This window comes from Rhizobium sp. CNPSo 3670 (assembly GCF_057784555.1).
Map to the genome: position 1 here is coordinate 115,777 of NZ_JBXSOL010000014.1, position 15,839 is coordinate 131,615.

Here is a 15,839-nt window from a genome sequence, read left to right on the forward strand (position 1 = left end):
TCCTCCTCCCAGGGTCGCTTGCGGGAACGGCAGCACTCCTCCTCCCAGCTGTCGTTCGGTTTTTATCGAAAGCCTGCCGCACCTCCTCCCGCGGCAGGCTTTTTTCGTTTCGGCCGAGGAGTGTCCGGCCGCGCCGAAAGCGGCCGCTGGCGATTGCTTTACGTCTGCTCAGCCAAGTCCCGGACAAACCTGTTGACACCAAACTTGTCGTACAACTATGTAACCAAACGGATACCGCCGCAGCGGAAGACGCCTGACGGATGGGCTTGCGCAATAGCGACGATGCGTGACGACAACGAAGCTGAAGGAAAATTGACATGCAGATCGATGTGAGGCACGCCTCCCACCCCGAGGCCGTGCGCGAATACGACACCGAAACGCTGCGGCGTCACTTTCTGGTGGAGACCGTTTTCGCAGGCGGCGAGATCCGGCTGACATATTCCCATTACGACCGGATGGTGATCGGCGGCGCCACGCCGCTTGGCCCCGCGCTGACGCTGACGGCGCCGACGGCGATCGGACAGGAAACCTTCCTCGCCGAGCGTGAACTCGGCGCCCTGAACATCGGCGGCGCCGGCCGCATCACCGTCGACGGCACGAGCTACGACCTGGCCAAGTATGACTGCCTCTATGCCGGCAAGGGCTCCAAGGACATCAAGTTCGAGAGTGCCGATGCTGCCAATCCGGCGAAGTTCTATCTGGTCTCGACGCCGGCGCACCAAGCGCACCCGACCGTGCTGCTCACCCGCGAGAAGGCGCGCCACCTGACGCCGGGCGAAGCCGCGACGGCCAACAAGCGGTCGATCTATCAGTTCATCCACCCGGAGGTCTGCCAGTCCTGCCAGCTCACCCTGGGCCTCACCATGATTGAGCCGGGCAGCGTCTGGAACACCATGCCGGCGCATACGCATGACCGGCGCATGGAAGCCTATCTCTATTTCGATCTCGAAGCCGACCAACGCGTCTTCCATTTCATGGGCGAGCCGCAGCAGACCCGGCACATGTTGGTCGCCAACGAACAGGCCGTCATCTCGCCGCCGTGGTCGATCCATTCGGGGGCCGGCACCAAGAATTACAGCTTCATCTGGGCGATGGCCGGCGACAATAAGAGCTTTACCGACATGGATCATATCGCCATTGCGGATCTGAGGTGAGCACCGTGGCAAACCTCTTCGACCTCTCCGGAAGAACCGCCGTGGTCACCGGCGCCAATACCGGGATCGGCCAGGCCATCGCGGCCGCCCTGGCCGAGGCTGGTGCGGCGATCGTCGCGGTCGGCCGCTCCTCGATGGAGGAAACCGAGGCACTGGTGAAGCAGGCAGGAAGCCGTTTCCATGTCATCAAGGCCGATCTCGGCACGATCGAACCGGTCAAGGGGATCGTCGCCGAGACGACCCAGACATTCGGCGGCCTCGACATTCTCGTCAACAATGCCGGCATCATCCGCCGTGCCGATGCGCTCGACTTCACCGAGGAAGATTGGGACGCAGTGATCGACGTCAACCTGAAGACGGCCTTCTTCCTGTCGCAGGCGGCCGGCCGCCACATGGTCGAGAAGGGCAGGGGCAAGATCATCAACATCGCCTCGCTGCTCTCCTTCCAGGGCGGCATTCGCATCCCCTCCTATACCGCCTCCAAAAGCGGCCTTGCCGGGCTGACAAAGCTGCTCGCCTGCGAATGGGCCGGCAAAGGCGTCAACGTCAATGCCATCGCGCCCGGTTATTTCGTCACCAACAACACGACGGCGCTGCGTGAGGATCCCGATCGCAACGCCGCCATCCTGGCCCGTATTCCGGCCGGGCGCTGGGGAACGCCGTCCGAACTTGCCGGTGCCGCCGTGTTCCTGGCGTCGCCCGCATCCGATTACGTGCACGGGACGGTGCTGCCCGTCGACGGTGGCTGGCTGGCGCGGTGATCGCTTCGCCATCTCACGGTTCACAGCTGTAGTGACTGACGTCGTCTTTTGCCTTTCCGGCCGGCATGCGCTAGCAAAAGCATAACGGCCGGCGCAGCCGCCCCGAAAGGCAGGATTTGACAAGGGATGACGGACAAGGACAACGCGCTTTTCAGCACCATTCGCCAGCCGTCGAACCTGCGCAGCAACCTTGCCGATACGCTGACGGCGCAGATCGAGTCCGGCGACCTCAAGCCCGGCCAGCGCCTTCCCACCGAACAGGCGATCATGGCGGCGACTGGCGTCAGCCGCACGATCGTGCGCGAGGCACTCGCCACCCTGCGCGCCAAAGGACTGATCACAACGCATCAGGGCCTCGGGGCTTTCGTCTCGGACGATCCGACACCGAGATCCTTCTCCATCATTCTTAATGACCTGCAGTCGATCGATGAGGTCCTGCGGGTGCTGGAGCTGCGCATGGGGGTCGAATATGAGGCGGCCGGTCTTGCCGCGCTGCGGCGCACGCCGGAAGATATTGACCGCATGCAGGACCGGCTCGGTGCTCTGGACAGGGCGCTGGACGAGGGTGGATACGGCGCAGAGGAAGATTACGCCTTCCACCGGTCGATCCTGGTCGCGACGCAGAATTCCTACTACGGCCGCCTCTTCGACACGTTCGGCAATATCATGGTGCCGCGGCAATGGGCGCGTTTGGACAAGATGACGGCTGCGGAGCGCAAGCGCCATGCCGCTCGCATGCGCAGGGAACACCACGCCATTTTCTCGGCGATCCGCGACGGCAACGAACCTGCCGCGCGGCGCGCCATCCGCAGCCATCTGTCGAAAAGTGCCGCCCGCTTCGAGGAACTGCGCGACGCCAGCACTTCGTCCTGAACGGTTACACCTTCGGCGTCATCAGTCGCCGCCAGGCGGCGTGATCGGTCTGCAGGGCAACGGCGGCATGCGCCGCAGGCAGAAGCGGCGTGCGCCTGCGCCGGCCGAAGCGCCGCTTGAAGCCGAGGATATTTTCGACGAAACTCCTGGTGTAGAGGCCAGGTCCGCTCGAATAGATGCGCCAACCGCCGTCGATGGCAATCTTTCCGGTCTTGGCGCGCGCCCATTGCGCCGCCGCCTGATAACGGTCGGGGAAAGCCGCGTCGCTGCTGCTGAAATAGGTATTGCGCTGGCGCAGTGAAGCATGCGGCAAGGCCGTCGTGACGGCGATCGGATTGACGACTGATATCGCCTTCCACAGCTCCTCGGCGGAAGTCTCCAGCGCCAGCGTTTCGCAATAGCGCAGATGCGCATGCACATACATCAGCCCGATCTCGCGGCCGAAGAAGGACGAGGATTCGGCCCGGCGAAACAGCGTTTCGGGCCCGCCGGAATAGGTCGCCGGCCTCTCCATCAGCCGCACGCCATCGGGGAAGAGCAGGTGCTCTTCGATCAGCCGCATGTGATGCCGCCTCTGCGCCGGCGTGAATAGCTTGCCGAGCATGGCCTGCGTCATCGAGATCAGCGAGAAGGAAAGGCCGGTGCGTTTGTCACTCGGATGCAGCAGCAATTCGACGCCGTCATGGGCCGGATCGAAGATGCCGTAGCCGGCGACGACGCCGTCACGCATGAGATGCCTGTTGAAATCCCGTCGCATTGCGGTTGCGATCTTCCTTAGCGCCCTGGCCTTATCATCAAGGCCGAGGCGGCGCAGAATGGCGGAATACCGGACGATCTGCTCATAAAGCAGAGCAACTGTCCAGCTGCTGACCATCCAATCGCGCAGATGCGGATCGGCCGGCTGCAGTGAATCGTTCCAGTCTCCCTCGCCATAGCGGATCAGATGCGTTCCCGGGATGAACTGTGTGCGGACGGTCTCGAGCAGCTTCTCGACATGGGTGGCGATGGCATCGGCCACGGGCGCCTTCTGCATGGTCTTTTCGTCGCGCCAGGAGACCTTCTCGTCGAGGATGGCGAGATCGCCGGTCGCTTCGATATAGTCGCAAAGCGCTTTCAACGGCCACACGATGACGTCGCCGTGACTGTCGCTCGCCCGGATGTTGGCATAGGGCTCCAGCATGAACCATTGCGGCCAGTCGCCTTTTTCCAGATATTGTTCGCTAAAGACGGTCTTCACCACCTCCCTGGCTTCGCGGTCGTGCTCATAGGCGAGCAGGAATTCGATCGGTCCCTGGCAGGCGTCGCGCGTGCCCCAGGCAGCACCGGTGTATTGCTCCAGGCCGTGCGGCACGCTCAGATGCACGATGGCGTCATGCGCGAGCCAGGGCAGGAGGGTCGCCTGGGCAGCGAGGTCGGGCGAAGGGCTGTCGATCCTCATGCCGCGCACGGCGTTGCGCCAGAATGCCGATGCCGGCGCAAGCATAGTCTCGTCGGTGACGCCGCCCTCGTAACGCTGCGCCAGCCGTTCGGCCTCTTCGGCATCGGTCATCGATCCGACGACGGCAAAGGAGAGCGCCCGCGTCGACCGGGACTTCAGCGCGACGAAAGCACCGTTGCGTCCAACGCCATCGACATAGAGCAGTTCGTCGCCGCCGATCTCCTCGATGGCGTCGGGTGTCGGACTCACCAGCCAGTAGACGGCATCGGGATAACGCTCGCCCCAGAGCCAGGCAGGGTCCGGCCGGAAAGAGATGCGTTTGCGCGCGGAATCGAATTCGATCTGCCCGCCAGCGTCATACTCGCGCTCCCCGAGCACGATATGGCCAAACACCAGGAAGCGGCACGGCTTGCCCTCCACGGAAACGCTCCACTGCATTGCCGCATCCTCGCCGGAAGCGACCGCCGTGACGATGATCCTGCGCTCCGGGCACTGATAGATCCAGCGGCAGTCGCTCAGTCCCATTTCGAAAGCCGACGGCACCGCCAGAAGCTGCCAGCCCGCGCCGAGATCGGCCATGATGCGCAGTCCGCTGGCGCGCGTCAGATTGTAGGGATCGCGCGACACCGAAAAGAGCTTGTGGAAGGACGTATTGCCGATCGTCAACTGCGCGGCGAAAATTCCTTGCATCCAGCAGCTGGCGGCAAGGGTGGTATCGTCGAGCAGCATGTTTTGGCCGCTCCGCACGATGGCGCCATGGCGCCGCGCGACGACGAGTTCCTTGTCACGCAGGACGACGTGGCGGTTGAGGACGCCATCGGGCATGAAAAATGAAAGAAGCTTTCCGTGCGCGCGCTCTTCGAGGCTCCGCTCCGCGTAGAGCTGTCGGATCGCCTTTAGGTCCAACGCCTCGGCCTCCAGCAGGGGCGCATCCTGGAGCAGGCTTCGAACGGCCGCGGCCCCCTCCGGATCGGCGGTTGCACTCTCCGGTGCCGCGATACCGTCAAGCCGCGAAAGGTCGGCATCGCTCGAGGCCTCGGGATGATCAGCGGCGAACAGGGCAACGAAGGTGGCTGTCGCCCCGTCTGCTGACACGGAAAGCGGCCTCGACTGAATGGCGGGACATGCCGTCTCCTGCTGCCGCCGTTCGCCCGGAAGGCTGCTGCCGAAGGGCCCGACCAGATGGTCGCCCTGCCGGTGCTTCGCCTGCACCAGCTGGATCGCATCCGTGGCGTAGGCGGCCGCGCCATCGAAGCATCCCTGGACGAGCCAGGGATTGCGGGCGCCCGACTGCTTGAGATTTTGCCGGTTCATGACGACCGGGCCGAATGTCTCGTGATCGGCAATATGGTGATCGACATATTGCGAAGCATAGGCCTCGCTGTTCATCAGGAAGCCGCGATCGCCGAGACCGACGTCCTGGACGAGCACCAGATCCACCGGCAGCGTTCCCTTCTTCGGATGCTTGAGCGAGATGCGCCAGAACCAGGCCGTTTCGGAAGCATGAAGCTCGAGCCGGACGGTGTAGCTGATATCGGCGGCCATGCCGCTCCAGGAAAAGCTCGTCGCGTCGTGCCCAAAGCGGCCATCGGCACGCGGGCCGACGATCTCGACGACATCAGGCTTGGCCCCGCCGATGCGCAGATAAAGGCGACTGACGCCGCCGTAGAGCGGCGAACCCTGGATCTGATTGATCTGCACCGCTCCCTTGTCGTCGGCATATTCGATCGCAAACAGCGTGCCGTTCGGCAGCGCCGAGATCGACAGGCCGGAACCGTTGCTGATCGCAAGGAGACCCAGCTCTTCGCGTCGTGGCATTTGCAAACTGCGCTTGAGGTTCAGGGCCATTGAGATCTCGTCGATTGATATCAGAGGGGAATTAAAGGATGGCGTAAAAAGATTGAGAGAAATCTTACCGGTGATGGGAAAACCGACAAGTTGCCGCGGCTGATAAACTCACATCAAAGTGCTACCGAAACTCGCCTAAAGCGGAACAGAGTCAGGCAGAGCGGATTAGAAAACGAAAAATATAACGGCAGTGCAAATTGCTACCGCCACTTCTCGAGGAGAAATCCCGACCGTCCTTGAACGGGATCCGTATGGGGTAGGGGTACTGACGAGATTTTCGCCAACATTTCGCTTGAAGCAGCCGAAGTCTGAATATCGGCATGCTGCCCCTTGGGATAAGCGCCGATGACCTCGAAGTCTGCCGTGCAGCCGAGGTTTTTGTGTCCGGTTCCGGCTGGAAGCACCAGACAGTCACCCGCCGCGACGTCGAGAGTTTGACCGCCGGGACCGCCGATCAGCAGTGTGGCGCTGCCACGTGCAATGCCCAGCACTTCATGAGCACCGGAATGGTAGTGCTGATAATCGAAGACACCGTTCGTCCAGATGCCGGTCCAACCGTTTGTCGCGAAGCGACTTTTGAAATCACGAGGTCCACCATCGGCAAAAACATTCCGGTAAAGCAACACAGGAAGGCGCGAGTTGTTCGGAACCCAGTCGCTTTGCTCGAAAATAATCGACTCAGTGTTCATGCTGAATTCCCCACGGTAGGCGATGATGGCCTCAATACGATAGTCTGCGAGCCATCGGTGCTGGTGAGCGAGTTCGATGCGTTTCCCCCATTGAACTCATCTCCGATGATGGCTTCAAAAGGCTAAACTTTGGCGGCCGCCGGCGGTTCCTTCACACGCTGGAGCCTCGGTACGCGAAGCGGTGACTGTCGCTCGTCTTGTTCCAAGAAACGGTTCATTGCGTATGCACCGCTGTGTATGCATGGGTATTTGAAGCTTGCCGTGTTGGCGAAGATTGAAGCCCACAGCCCTTCGAACTTTTTGCTTGGCGAATTGGCTTAACGCTAGGTAAGACCCCTCTTTTTGAAAGAGGGCAACATGCAAAAATTATTATCGATTCTATTCAGCTCAGTCATCGTGGCGGGAACCGCGCACGCCCAAGCGAGAGTCCAGGCCACCCACAGCGACCGCCTGATCGAGAGCTATCGCGCGTATATCGGCGACGCTGATCTTTATAATTCAAATGGGGCGAGACTTACCCAGCCCTGGCAGATCATCCGACAAGACAGGGCGAATTTCCATCAGTATCATGTGCGCGATCATGACGATCAATCAGACTCATTCTTTGCCGATCCGGCAAATCGCCAAGCTCTGGAGCAGATGCTTCGGAACGGAACGATGACGCGAGAGGCCGCCGATATGATCCTACGTGGCAATGTATGGATTGACGTTGATATCTACGGTAACCAAGGAACCGGTCGATGGATCGACGTTTCAGTATCCGATTGATATTTCCCCAGGTCTCATACCGGAAACGGCCGCCTGGCGAAGGGGACTGAGAGCAGGGCGCAGCCGGTCAGAACGGCGACGACCATCCAGGCTTCGTTGATCGCCTGAACGCTGGCCGCTGTCTGGACCAGCGGATCGAGCGCCGCCATGGTATCCGCATCGAAGCTGCCGCTATGTCGTGATATGATCTCGGCAGGTGCGCCGACAAACGTGGCCGCCTCGATGTCGCCGGCCTGGAGGCGTGCCCAGAGGTTTTGTCCCAGCGGCTCCGAGCGTGTGTAGATGATGGTGTCGATCAGCGCGATGCCGATGGCGCCGCCGAGATTGCGCATCAGATTGAAAAGCCCGCTCGCATCGGGAACGCGATCGGCCGGAAGCGTGCCGAGCGCCAGCCGCGTCGGCGGCAGCAGGCAGAACATGATGGCGATGCCGCGCACCACCTGCGGCCAGAACATTGCGTCGTAATCCGAGCGCGGATCCTGAAACGCGCTCATACCGACGCCGATCGCGAACAGGGAGAAACCGGCTGCCGACAACAGTCGCGCATCCATGCGCTTTTCCAGCGCGACGGCGATCGGCGCGGTGATAAGCTGTGCGATACCGGTGACCAGCATGGTCACGCCGATCTCGAGCGCGTCGTGTCCCCTGATGAAAGCGAGAAAGACCGGCATGAGATAGACCGAGCCGAACAGGCCGATGCCGAGTATGAAGCTCAGAACCGAGCCGACTAGAAAATTCCGATCGCCGAAATTGCTAAGATCGACGATCGGCCGGCCTCGGCGCAGTGTTCGCGTGATGAACGCGCTCCCCGAAAGAAGGCATACGGCCAGCAGGCTCAGCACATAGGCCGAGGTCCAGCCGCTGGTCGGAGCCTCTTTGAGACTGAGTTCCAGCGCTGTCAGCGCTGCCGCCATCAAGAGGAGCGACAAACCGTCGAGATGCCTGAGTTCGGATGGATCGGCTGCCTGCTTGGGAAGGAAGCGCGCCGCCAAAACTGCCGAAGCAAGCCCCGGAAGAATGTTGATCAGGAACAGCCAGTGCCAGGAATAGGTTTCGGTCAGCCATCCGCCGACGATCGGGCCGACGGTGGGCGCAAGCACCGCAAGCACGCCGGCAATCGTCGTCGCAAGCGCTTGCCGCATATCTGGAAACAGGATGAACACGGCTGAAAAGACCGAGGGGATCAGCGTCCCGCCGGAAAAGCCCTGAAGCACTCGCCAGGCGACCAGCGCGCCGAAGCTGCTGCTGGCCGCACAGCCGGCGGACGCAGTCACGAACAGGGTTATGGCGACGACGAACAGCCACCGCATGGTCAGAAGCCGCGTCAGCAGGCCGGTGAGCGGATGGCGATCACTTCGGCAATCAGATAGGCCGTCTGTATCCAGCTCATCTGATCCGGATCGATGCCCAACGCCGACTGGATGGTCGGCAGCGATGTCGCCACCACCTGAACGTCGAGGATCGCCATGAACATGCCGACGCACATGGCCAGGAAGCCGAGCCAGACGATGGCGGGCCTTCCATCAGGACGAGCAGCTTCAAGTCGTTCCGACATGCGAGGATCCCGCCAGCGCGGCAATGTCTGCATCGGTGAGAAATCTAGAGCCTTCATGATTGCGATCGAAACGAGCGCCATGTCAACCGACAGAGCGAGGAGATCGTCACCAGCCGGGCGTTAGTCGCTCATGCCGAAACGCGACCGAGCCTGAGCGGGAAGGCCAGGCTCGGTGTTCGATCGGCGAATTTGGGCCGGACGTTCTATGCGCCCGGCTCCCTTTGCGTCGGCCAGGACTAGCCGCGGAAGAGCGACAGGATGTTCTGGGACGACGAATTCGCGATCGACAGCGACTGGATCGCCAGCTGCTGCTGGGTTTGCAGGGCAGAAAGCCTGCTCGACTCCTCCTCCATATCGGCATCGACCAGCCGGCCGACACCCGAGTCGATCGAATCCGAGAGTGCACCGACGAAGTCTTCCTGGAGTTCGATGCGGGTCGAGATCGAACCCAGCTGTGCACCTGCCGACGTCATCGCCGAGAGCGCCGATTCGACGGTTGTCAGCGCCGACTGGATCTGGCCGAGTGTGAAGTTGGTGATATCCATCGAGTAGACCGAGCCGGTCGCGCCGGACGACGTGCCGAGAATGCCGGTGGAGGTTTCGATCGAGCCGCCGCTCATGCCGAACAGCACATTGCCCATCGAAGCGGTATCCAGAGCATAATCCGTCATTTTCACCGAAACGGCGCCGGAGCCGTCGCGGACGAAGGACGATACGACGCTCACGGTTCCATCAGCGCCGGCGACCCAGTTTTCGCCGGAGAAGGAAGCCGACTGAGCGATGCTCATCAGCTGCTCCTGCAGCTGGCTGATTTCTTCCTGGACCTTGGACTTGTCGACACCGTCTTCGGTCGCGGCCACGAGCTTGGCTTTGATCTCGTCGACGACGTCGATCGCGCTGTCCATTGCCGTGTAAGCCGTATCGACCTTTGCCGCACCGAGGCCGAGGGCGTCGGACACGGCTGACAGCGCTTTGTTATCGGACCGCATCGTGGTCGCGATCGACCAATAGGCGGCGTTGTCGGATGCGGTGTCGACCCGGTAGCCGGTGGAAACACGGTTCTGCGTCGATTCGAGACTGGAATTGACGCTGCGCAGCGTCTGAAGGGCTGCCATCGCGGAATTGTTGGTATTGATGCTGGTCATGGAAATGTCGCCTGATTCGGAAGTTGGATGTGTTGCATCCCGGGGACATCCGGGCCGTGGCGAGCAGCCTCATGCTTATCGACCCCTCTTCGGGGTGGTCAATTTGCCACTGTTGAAGCGATTATGGTACTTAAAGGTACCTTAATCGTTAACGCGATTGGCGAGCCGAGATTTTTTCCCAAATTGCAACACCCCGGCGATGTCATCTGGAGAATTTGTCCTGATGCCGGACAGCAGAAATTCCCAATGGCTGATTGACGGCCCGGCGGGAAACTGGCTATCACTATTAAATCAATTTGATTGACTTCAACCGCCACTCCGATCCCGGTGGCCGTCCCGGAACGTCCAAAAGCCTGGTTTTCCTCAAAGGAAGAGTGACCAATGTCGACACCACGACCGAACGCCCTGCGGCTTGAAACCCTCTGGAACCCGCCTGCCGAGGGCAAGGAATTCTCCTATGTCCTGCGCCTCAAGAACCTCGGCAGCGAACCGCTTTCGAATTTTTCCCTCTGCGTCAGCGGTCCGGGCCGCGTCGACCCCGCCGGACGCGTCGAAGGCGCAACGGTGTCGCGACGGCTTTCGAATTTCACCGAATTCCAGCCGCCGGCCAACTTCGTCCTCGGCGCAGGCGAAACCTGGACGATCTCCGTCTATGCGCTCAGCTGGCAGTTCCGCCACTGGACGGACGGCGCGACGAGCGCCTATCTCGCACTGTCCGACGGCAACACCATCGTGCTCGCTGTCGAGCCGACACGCTCTTCCGTCAGCAATGCGCCGCTGAAGCGGGGCGCCGAGATCTATCCGGTTCCCGTCAACGCGCCCGTTGCGGTGTCGATCATTCCCTGGCCGAACCATGTGGCGGTCGCCTCGCGCCGCCCGCTGCCGGCCGGTTTTGCGCCGCGGGCGCAGAGCCCTGAAGGGGAGGCGGCGGCGAAAAGCTTCGCGGCACTGGTGGAGCATCTCTTCGCCGTCGAGGGAATCGTACGCACCGACGCCGAAGGCGCGGTTCGTGTCGGCCTGAAGCACGCCGCCGCCTTCGGGCCGGAGGCCTACCGGCTGAGCTTCGAAGAAGAGGCGATCACGATCGAGGCAAGCAGCCGGACCGGCTTCCTTTACGGCCTCATCACGCTCGGCCAGATCTGGCGCGGCGCCAGGCTGCATCCTGGGACCTTCCAGTTTCCGGCATCCGGCGAGATCATCGACGAGCCGTCGATGGGCTGGCGCGGGCTGCATCTCGATGTAGCCCGCCAGTTCTACGGCGCAGCCGAAGTCAAGAAGCTGATCGCGGTGCTGGCCTGGAACAAACTCAACCGCTTCCACTGGCACCTTTCCGATGACGAAGCCTGGCGGGTGGAGATCGATGCCTACCCGGCCCTGACAAAGATCGGCGCCTGGCGCGGTCACGGTCTCGCCGTGCCGCCGCTTCTGGGTTCAAGCCCGGCCCGGACGGGCGGCTACTATACAAAGCCTGTCATCCGCGAGATCGTCGCCCTCGCAAAGAACTTCGGCATCGAAATCGTGCCGGAGATCGATATGCCCGGACATTGTTATGCCATGCAGCAGGCGATACCTGAGCTGCGCGATCCGGACGAGAAGGGCAGCTATTACTCGGTTCAGGGTTTTCCCGACAACTGCATCAATCCAGCGCGCGAGCAGACCTATGAGATCGTCGAGACCATTCTCTCGGAACTGATCGAGCTTTTCCCGTTCAAGACGATCCACCTCGGCGCCGATGAAGTTCCCCTGGGCGCATGGTCCGGCTCGCCGGCAGCGCTCGACCGCCTGCGCGCCATCGCCGGCGACGAGGTTGCCGATGCGCATGCCAAGCGGTTGAACGTCGTCACCAACACCCATGGCGCCGACGACATTCACGGCTCGGGCGCCGCCATCCTGCAAGCAGAATTCCTCGAGCGCGTCCAGCGCTTCCTGGCAAGCAAAGGCTGCATCACCGGCGGCTGGGAGGAAGCGGCCCACGGCGATGTCATCGACAAATCGAAGAGCTATCTCTGCAGCTGGCGCAATGTTGAGGTTTCGGCCGAACTCGCCGAACGCGGCTATCAAATGGTCGTCTGCCCCGGCCAGGTCTATTATCTCGACATGGCGCTGAGGCCGGACTGGGATGAGCCCGGCGCCAGCTGGGCAGGAAATTCGGACGCGGAAAAGCTCTACAATTTCGATCCGGTCGGCGGCTGGACAGCGAGCCAGAAACAGCAGCTGCTCGGCATCCAGGCCTGCATCTGGTCCGAACCGATGACGGACCGCGCCGTCTTCGACCGTCTCGTCTTTCCACGCCTTTCGGCACTTGCCGAGACCGGCTGGACGAAACCCTCGTCCAAGTCATGGGACCGCTTCAAGGCGCTCGCAGGGCTGATGCCGCTGCTCTATGGATTGCAGGAGTCATAGCGCCCGGCTTCACTGTCGCGGTCGGTAGGCAGAGGGCGTGACGCCTGTGCCGGCCTTAAATGCGCGGGTCATGTGGCTCTGGCTGCTGAAGCCGCAAGCCGAGGCGATCTGCGCGATCGGGTCCGCGCCGCGCAACATTGATTTCGCGCGCTCGACGCGCCGATGGGCCACCCAGCCATGCGGGGACACGCCGTAGCTTGCCCGGAACATCCGCTGAAAGTGAAAGGCGCTGAGCTGCCCAATCGCCGCCAGATCCTGCAAGCGGATGGTCTCACCGAGATGAGCCTCGATATAATCCAGGCAGCGGCGCATGATATGGGGAGCGAGCCCGCCGCTGATCGCGCAGGGGCGCGTCCCTCCATAACGCGGATCAACGAAGAAATCGTTGATCGTCTCAGTCATCGCTTCTTCAGCCAGCAGATGCTCACCCGCTGACATCGCTTGCCTCAGCTGCCGAAGCGTGCGCGCCAAGGCGGGTGCATCGGCGAAGGTCACTTCGGAGACAGCCATAAGCCTGGAATCACGGTCGAACGTCTCGGCAAACATCCGGCGCATCTGATCGTCCGGAACATAGAGATGAACGAAGTCGAAGGGATCGGTGATTTCCCATTCGGACGAGTGCCCCTGTGGCATGACGCACAAGGCGCCGGGCCGGCCTCGCGCGGCGGGGCTGCCATCCAGGCGGCGCGTTCCGGCGCCCCCGTTGAGATAAAGGCTGAACGTATGTCCGTCCGGCCGTTCATAGCTCATCCTGTCGCTGCCATTGCTCCAGAGGGCCGCCGATCGCCCGAACCCCAGATCGATCGACTGCGACATCCGCGCCGAGGGCGATGCAGACAAAAACCTGAAAACCGAGAGGCGGCTATCTTTCACCAAATCTTCCCACACATGTGACGTCTTGCGAACAATACCGGTGGACGGCCGACGTGGCGAGCGGGAACTCCGGGGCGAGAAATTTAATAGCAAGAATCTGCAAGAGACCGGCTCACCGTTCGCCTATTCATGGAGAAAACGAGGATCACTCCATGGCAAATGCCGCTCTCTTCATCGCGACCGTCCTCATATGGGGAACGACTTGGATCGCCATTGCGATGCAGGTCGGTCCCGTGCCGGTCCTGGTCTCGGTCTTTTACAGATTTGCGCTCGCAGCCGTGATCCTCGTCGCCATCCTGGCTTTCATGCGGCGGCTCAACCTCCCTGCCTTGCGCGATCAACCATTCATCCTGGCGCAAGCGCTCTGCCTCTTCAGCCTCAATTTCATCTGTTTCTACAATGCAGCCGGCTTCATTCCCTCAGGACTGATCTCCGTCATCTTCTCGCTGGCAACGATCTACAATGCCGTTAATGCGCGCCTGTTCTTCGGCGACCGCATCACTGGCCGCACGCTTCTCGCAGCGGCGCTCGGAGCCACCGGCCTTCTCTTGCTGTTCGGAGAGGAGGTGGTCGTCGATTTCGATATGGGCACATTGAAAGGGATCGGGCTCGCAGCGCTGGGCACGCTGCTCTTCTCGCTCGGCAACATGGCATCGCGCCGAAACAGCGCGGCCGGAATCTCACCGCTGACCGCCAATGGCTGGGGCATGACTTACGGCGCGATCGTCCTCCTCTTGCTGATTGCCGTGACGCAAACACCGATCGTGGCGCCGCCCGACATCAGCTATCTCACTGCCCTGCTTTATCTCGCGGCAATCGGCTCGGTGATCGGCTTCACCACCTATCTCATGCTGGTCTCCCGAATCGGCTCCTCGCGCGCTGCCTATGCCACCGTCCTGTTCCCGATCGTCGCCCTGTCATTGTCGACAGTCTTCGAGGGCTACCACTGGAGCGGTCTCGGCCTGGTCGGCCTGGGGCTGACGCTTCTCGGGAATGTCGTCATATTTGCACGACCTCTGCCCCGTCGCGTGCGCCAAGCAGATGCGCGGCTGCCGGCAGGCGGGTGAGGGTGTTAGCCGACCGGCTTTTGCAGGACGTCGAAGCGCGGATTGGTTTCCGAAAAAATTGGCAGGGCGGCAGCGCCGAGGATCGCCGTATCCTTGCCGGTCATGCCGATCATAACGCGGGGTATCGTCCGCTTTCGGTCTGGATCGATCGGATCGTGCAGCGGCTCGAGCCGCTCGGCAAGCCGCCGCATCAGCGATGTCGATACGCTGCCGCCGAGCACGATGGTCTGCGGATCGAAGGCGAGTTCCAGAAAATCTAGTGTCTGCCGCAGGGGCTCAATGGCCTGATCGAGCCAGGCATCAACGCCTTCGCCGCCTTCGGCGATCAGCGCGTCGAGATTGTCGGGGGAAAGCTCGCCGGCATTGGCAATGCCCATGAATTCGTAAGCGACTGAGGGCGAGATGTAGCGATCGAGGCAGCCGCGCTTGCCGCAGCTGCAGAGCCTGCCATGCGGCTCGACGATAATATGGCCGATCTCGCCGGCATTGTTGCGGCTGCCCTTGTAGAGGTGGCCGTCGAGAAACATTCCGGCGCCGATACCGCCGCCGCCGGCCAGAAACAGATAGACGAAACTGCCGAGCCCCCGGGCAACACCGTGAAGGCGCTCGCCGATCGCCGCCGCCGTCGCGTCGTTCTCGACCAGAACCGGCACTCCGACCCGTTGTTCCAGTGCATGCCCGACCGGAAAATCCTGCCAGCCCGGCAGGCTGTGCGGGCTGAGAGATGTGGTGCCGCCATCGGCGTAGCGGCCGGGCAGGGCGATGCCGATACCAAGCAGCCTGTTCCTGTCGAATGCAAAAGCCTCTTGAAGATCCTCGACGATTGTTTGCAGCGCCGGCATGGCCCTTTGCGGATCGGGCTGTTCGACCAGGTGCTCGATGCGGGCGCAGACGGCGCCCGAGAGGTCCGTCAGAACACCGCTTGCGCGCCGGCGGCCAAGCTCCAGACCGATCGAATAGGCGCCGTGCGGATTGATGGTGTAGGGAATGATCGGCTGGCCTCGCGCCAGCTTCTGCGCCTCGGCCGCAACGAGAAGGTGCGAGCTCTCCAGTTCCTCGACGATGTTCGAGACGGTTTGAGGCGTCAGCGCCGTCATCCGGGCGATGGCGGCCCGCGACAGCGGACCGTGGGTGCGCACAGCCTCGATCACCACGCGCCGGTTGTGAGACTTGGCCTGCTCGAGATTGGTGCCGGAGATCGCCTTCATGTCGCTTTCGAAGCAAGTGAAGCACCACCCTTGTCACAAGACGGATGGCGATGAAAG

At 61.9% G+C, this 15,839-nt stretch carries 11 protein-coding genes and 1 pseudogene; 6 read left to right on the forward strand and 6 right to left on the reverse strand.

Annotated features, from left to right (window positions below; genetic code table 11):
• Positions 1-317: 317 nt before the first annotated feature.
• The 3 genes from kduI to AC13QO_RS16745 all read left to right on the forward strand — a co-directional run bounded on the left by kduI (position 318) and on the right by AC13QO_RS16745 (position 2,788).
• On the forward strand, positions 318-1,154 hold the full coding sequence (gene kduI / locus AC13QO_RS16735) for a 5-dehydro-4-deoxy-D-glucuronate isomerase (RefSeq protein ID WP_085781185.1): 837 nt from the start codon (positions 318-320) through the stop codon (positions 1,152-1,154).
• Positions 1,151-1,915, forward strand: a complete 765-nt coding sequence (gene kduD / locus AC13QO_RS16740) for a 2-dehydro-3-deoxy-D-gluconate 5-dehydrogenase KduD (protein ID WP_281064616.1) — start codon at positions 1,151-1,153, stop codon at positions 1,913-1,915. The genes kduI and kduD overlap by 4 nt, the downstream gene beginning before the upstream one ends.
• Positions 1,916-2,041: 126 nt before the next feature.
• Positions 2,042-2,788 (forward strand): FadR/GntR family transcriptional regulator, encoded by a 747-nt coding sequence (locus AC13QO_RS16745; RefSeq protein ID WP_488541286.1) that lies wholly within the window; start codon positions 2,042-2,044, stop codon positions 2,786-2,788.
• Positions 2,789-2,792: 4 nt separating this feature from the next.
• Here AC13QO_RS16745 and AC13QO_RS16750 read toward each other — a convergent pair whose 3' ends face one another.
• Together AC13QO_RS16750 and AC13QO_RS16755 are read right to left on the reverse strand one after the other, a co-directional pair.
• Complete coding sequence (locus AC13QO_RS16750) at positions 2,793-6,074, reverse strand: GH36-type glycosyl hydrolase domain-containing protein (RefSeq protein ID WP_488541287.1); 3,282 nt, start codon at positions 6,072-6,074, stop codon at positions 2,793-2,795.
• A gap of 200 nt (positions 6,075-6,274) precedes the next feature.
• Positions 6,275-6,763, reverse strand: a complete 489-nt coding sequence (locus AC13QO_RS16755; RefSeq protein ID WP_488541288.1) for a cupin — start codon at positions 6,761-6,763, stop codon at positions 6,275-6,277.
• Between the two features lie 357 nt (positions 6,764-7,120).
• On the opposite strand from AC13QO_RS16755, the gene AC13QO_RS16760 reads away from it, so the two are divergent.
• Positions 7,121-7,531: a hypothetical protein gene (locus AC13QO_RS16760; protein WP_085781181.1), complete on the forward strand. Its 411-nt coding sequence runs from the start codon at positions 7,121-7,123 to the stop codon at positions 7,529-7,531.
• A 14-nt stretch (positions 7,532-7,545) separates the two neighbouring features.
• On the opposite strand, the pseudogene AC13QO_RS16765 reads toward AC13QO_RS16760, so the two are convergent.
• Both AC13QO_RS16765 and AC13QO_RS16770 read right to left on the reverse strand, forming a co-directional pair.
• Positions 7,546-9,086: pseudogene (locus AC13QO_RS16765) on the reverse strand (DHA2 family efflux MFS transporter permease subunit).
• Positions 9,087-9,322: 236 nt separating this feature from the next.
• Positions 9,323-10,231 carry a flagellin N-terminal helical domain-containing protein gene (locus tag AC13QO_RS16770; RefSeq protein ID WP_488541289.1) on the reverse strand — a complete coding sequence of 303 codons (909 nt, stop codon included), beginning with the start codon at positions 10,229-10,231 and terminating at the stop codon, positions 9,323-9,325.
• Positions 10,232-10,612: 381 nt separating this feature from the next.
• Here AC13QO_RS16770 and AC13QO_RS16775 point away from each other — a divergent pair, with 381 nt between their 5' ends.
• Positions 10,613-12,634 (forward strand): beta-N-acetylhexosaminidase, encoded by a 2,022-nt coding sequence (locus AC13QO_RS16775; protein ID WP_488541290.1) that lies wholly within the window; start codon positions 10,613-10,615, stop codon positions 12,632-12,634.
• Positions 12,635-12,643: 9 nt separating this feature from the next.
• On the opposite strand, the gene AC13QO_RS16780 is transcribed toward AC13QO_RS16775, so the two are convergent.
• On the reverse strand, positions 12,644-13,507 hold the full coding sequence (locus AC13QO_RS16780) for a helix-turn-helix domain-containing protein (RefSeq protein WP_488541291.1): 864 nt from the start codon (positions 13,505-13,507) through the stop codon (positions 12,644-12,646).
• A gap of 152 nt (positions 13,508-13,659) precedes the next feature.
• On the opposite strand from AC13QO_RS16780, the gene AC13QO_RS16785 reads away from it, so the two are divergent.
• On the forward strand, positions 13,660-14,574 hold the full coding sequence (locus tag AC13QO_RS16785) for a DMT family transporter (protein WP_488541292.1): 915 nt from the start codon (positions 13,660-13,662) through the stop codon (positions 14,572-14,574).
• A gap of 5 nt (positions 14,575-14,579) precedes the next feature.
• Here AC13QO_RS16785 and AC13QO_RS16790 read toward each other — a convergent pair whose 3' ends face one another.
• Complete coding sequence (locus tag AC13QO_RS16790; protein ID WP_488541293.1) at positions 14,580-15,782, reverse strand: ROK family protein; 1,203 nt, start codon at positions 15,780-15,782, stop codon at positions 14,580-14,582.
• Positions 15,783-15,839: the final 57 nt, after the last annotated feature.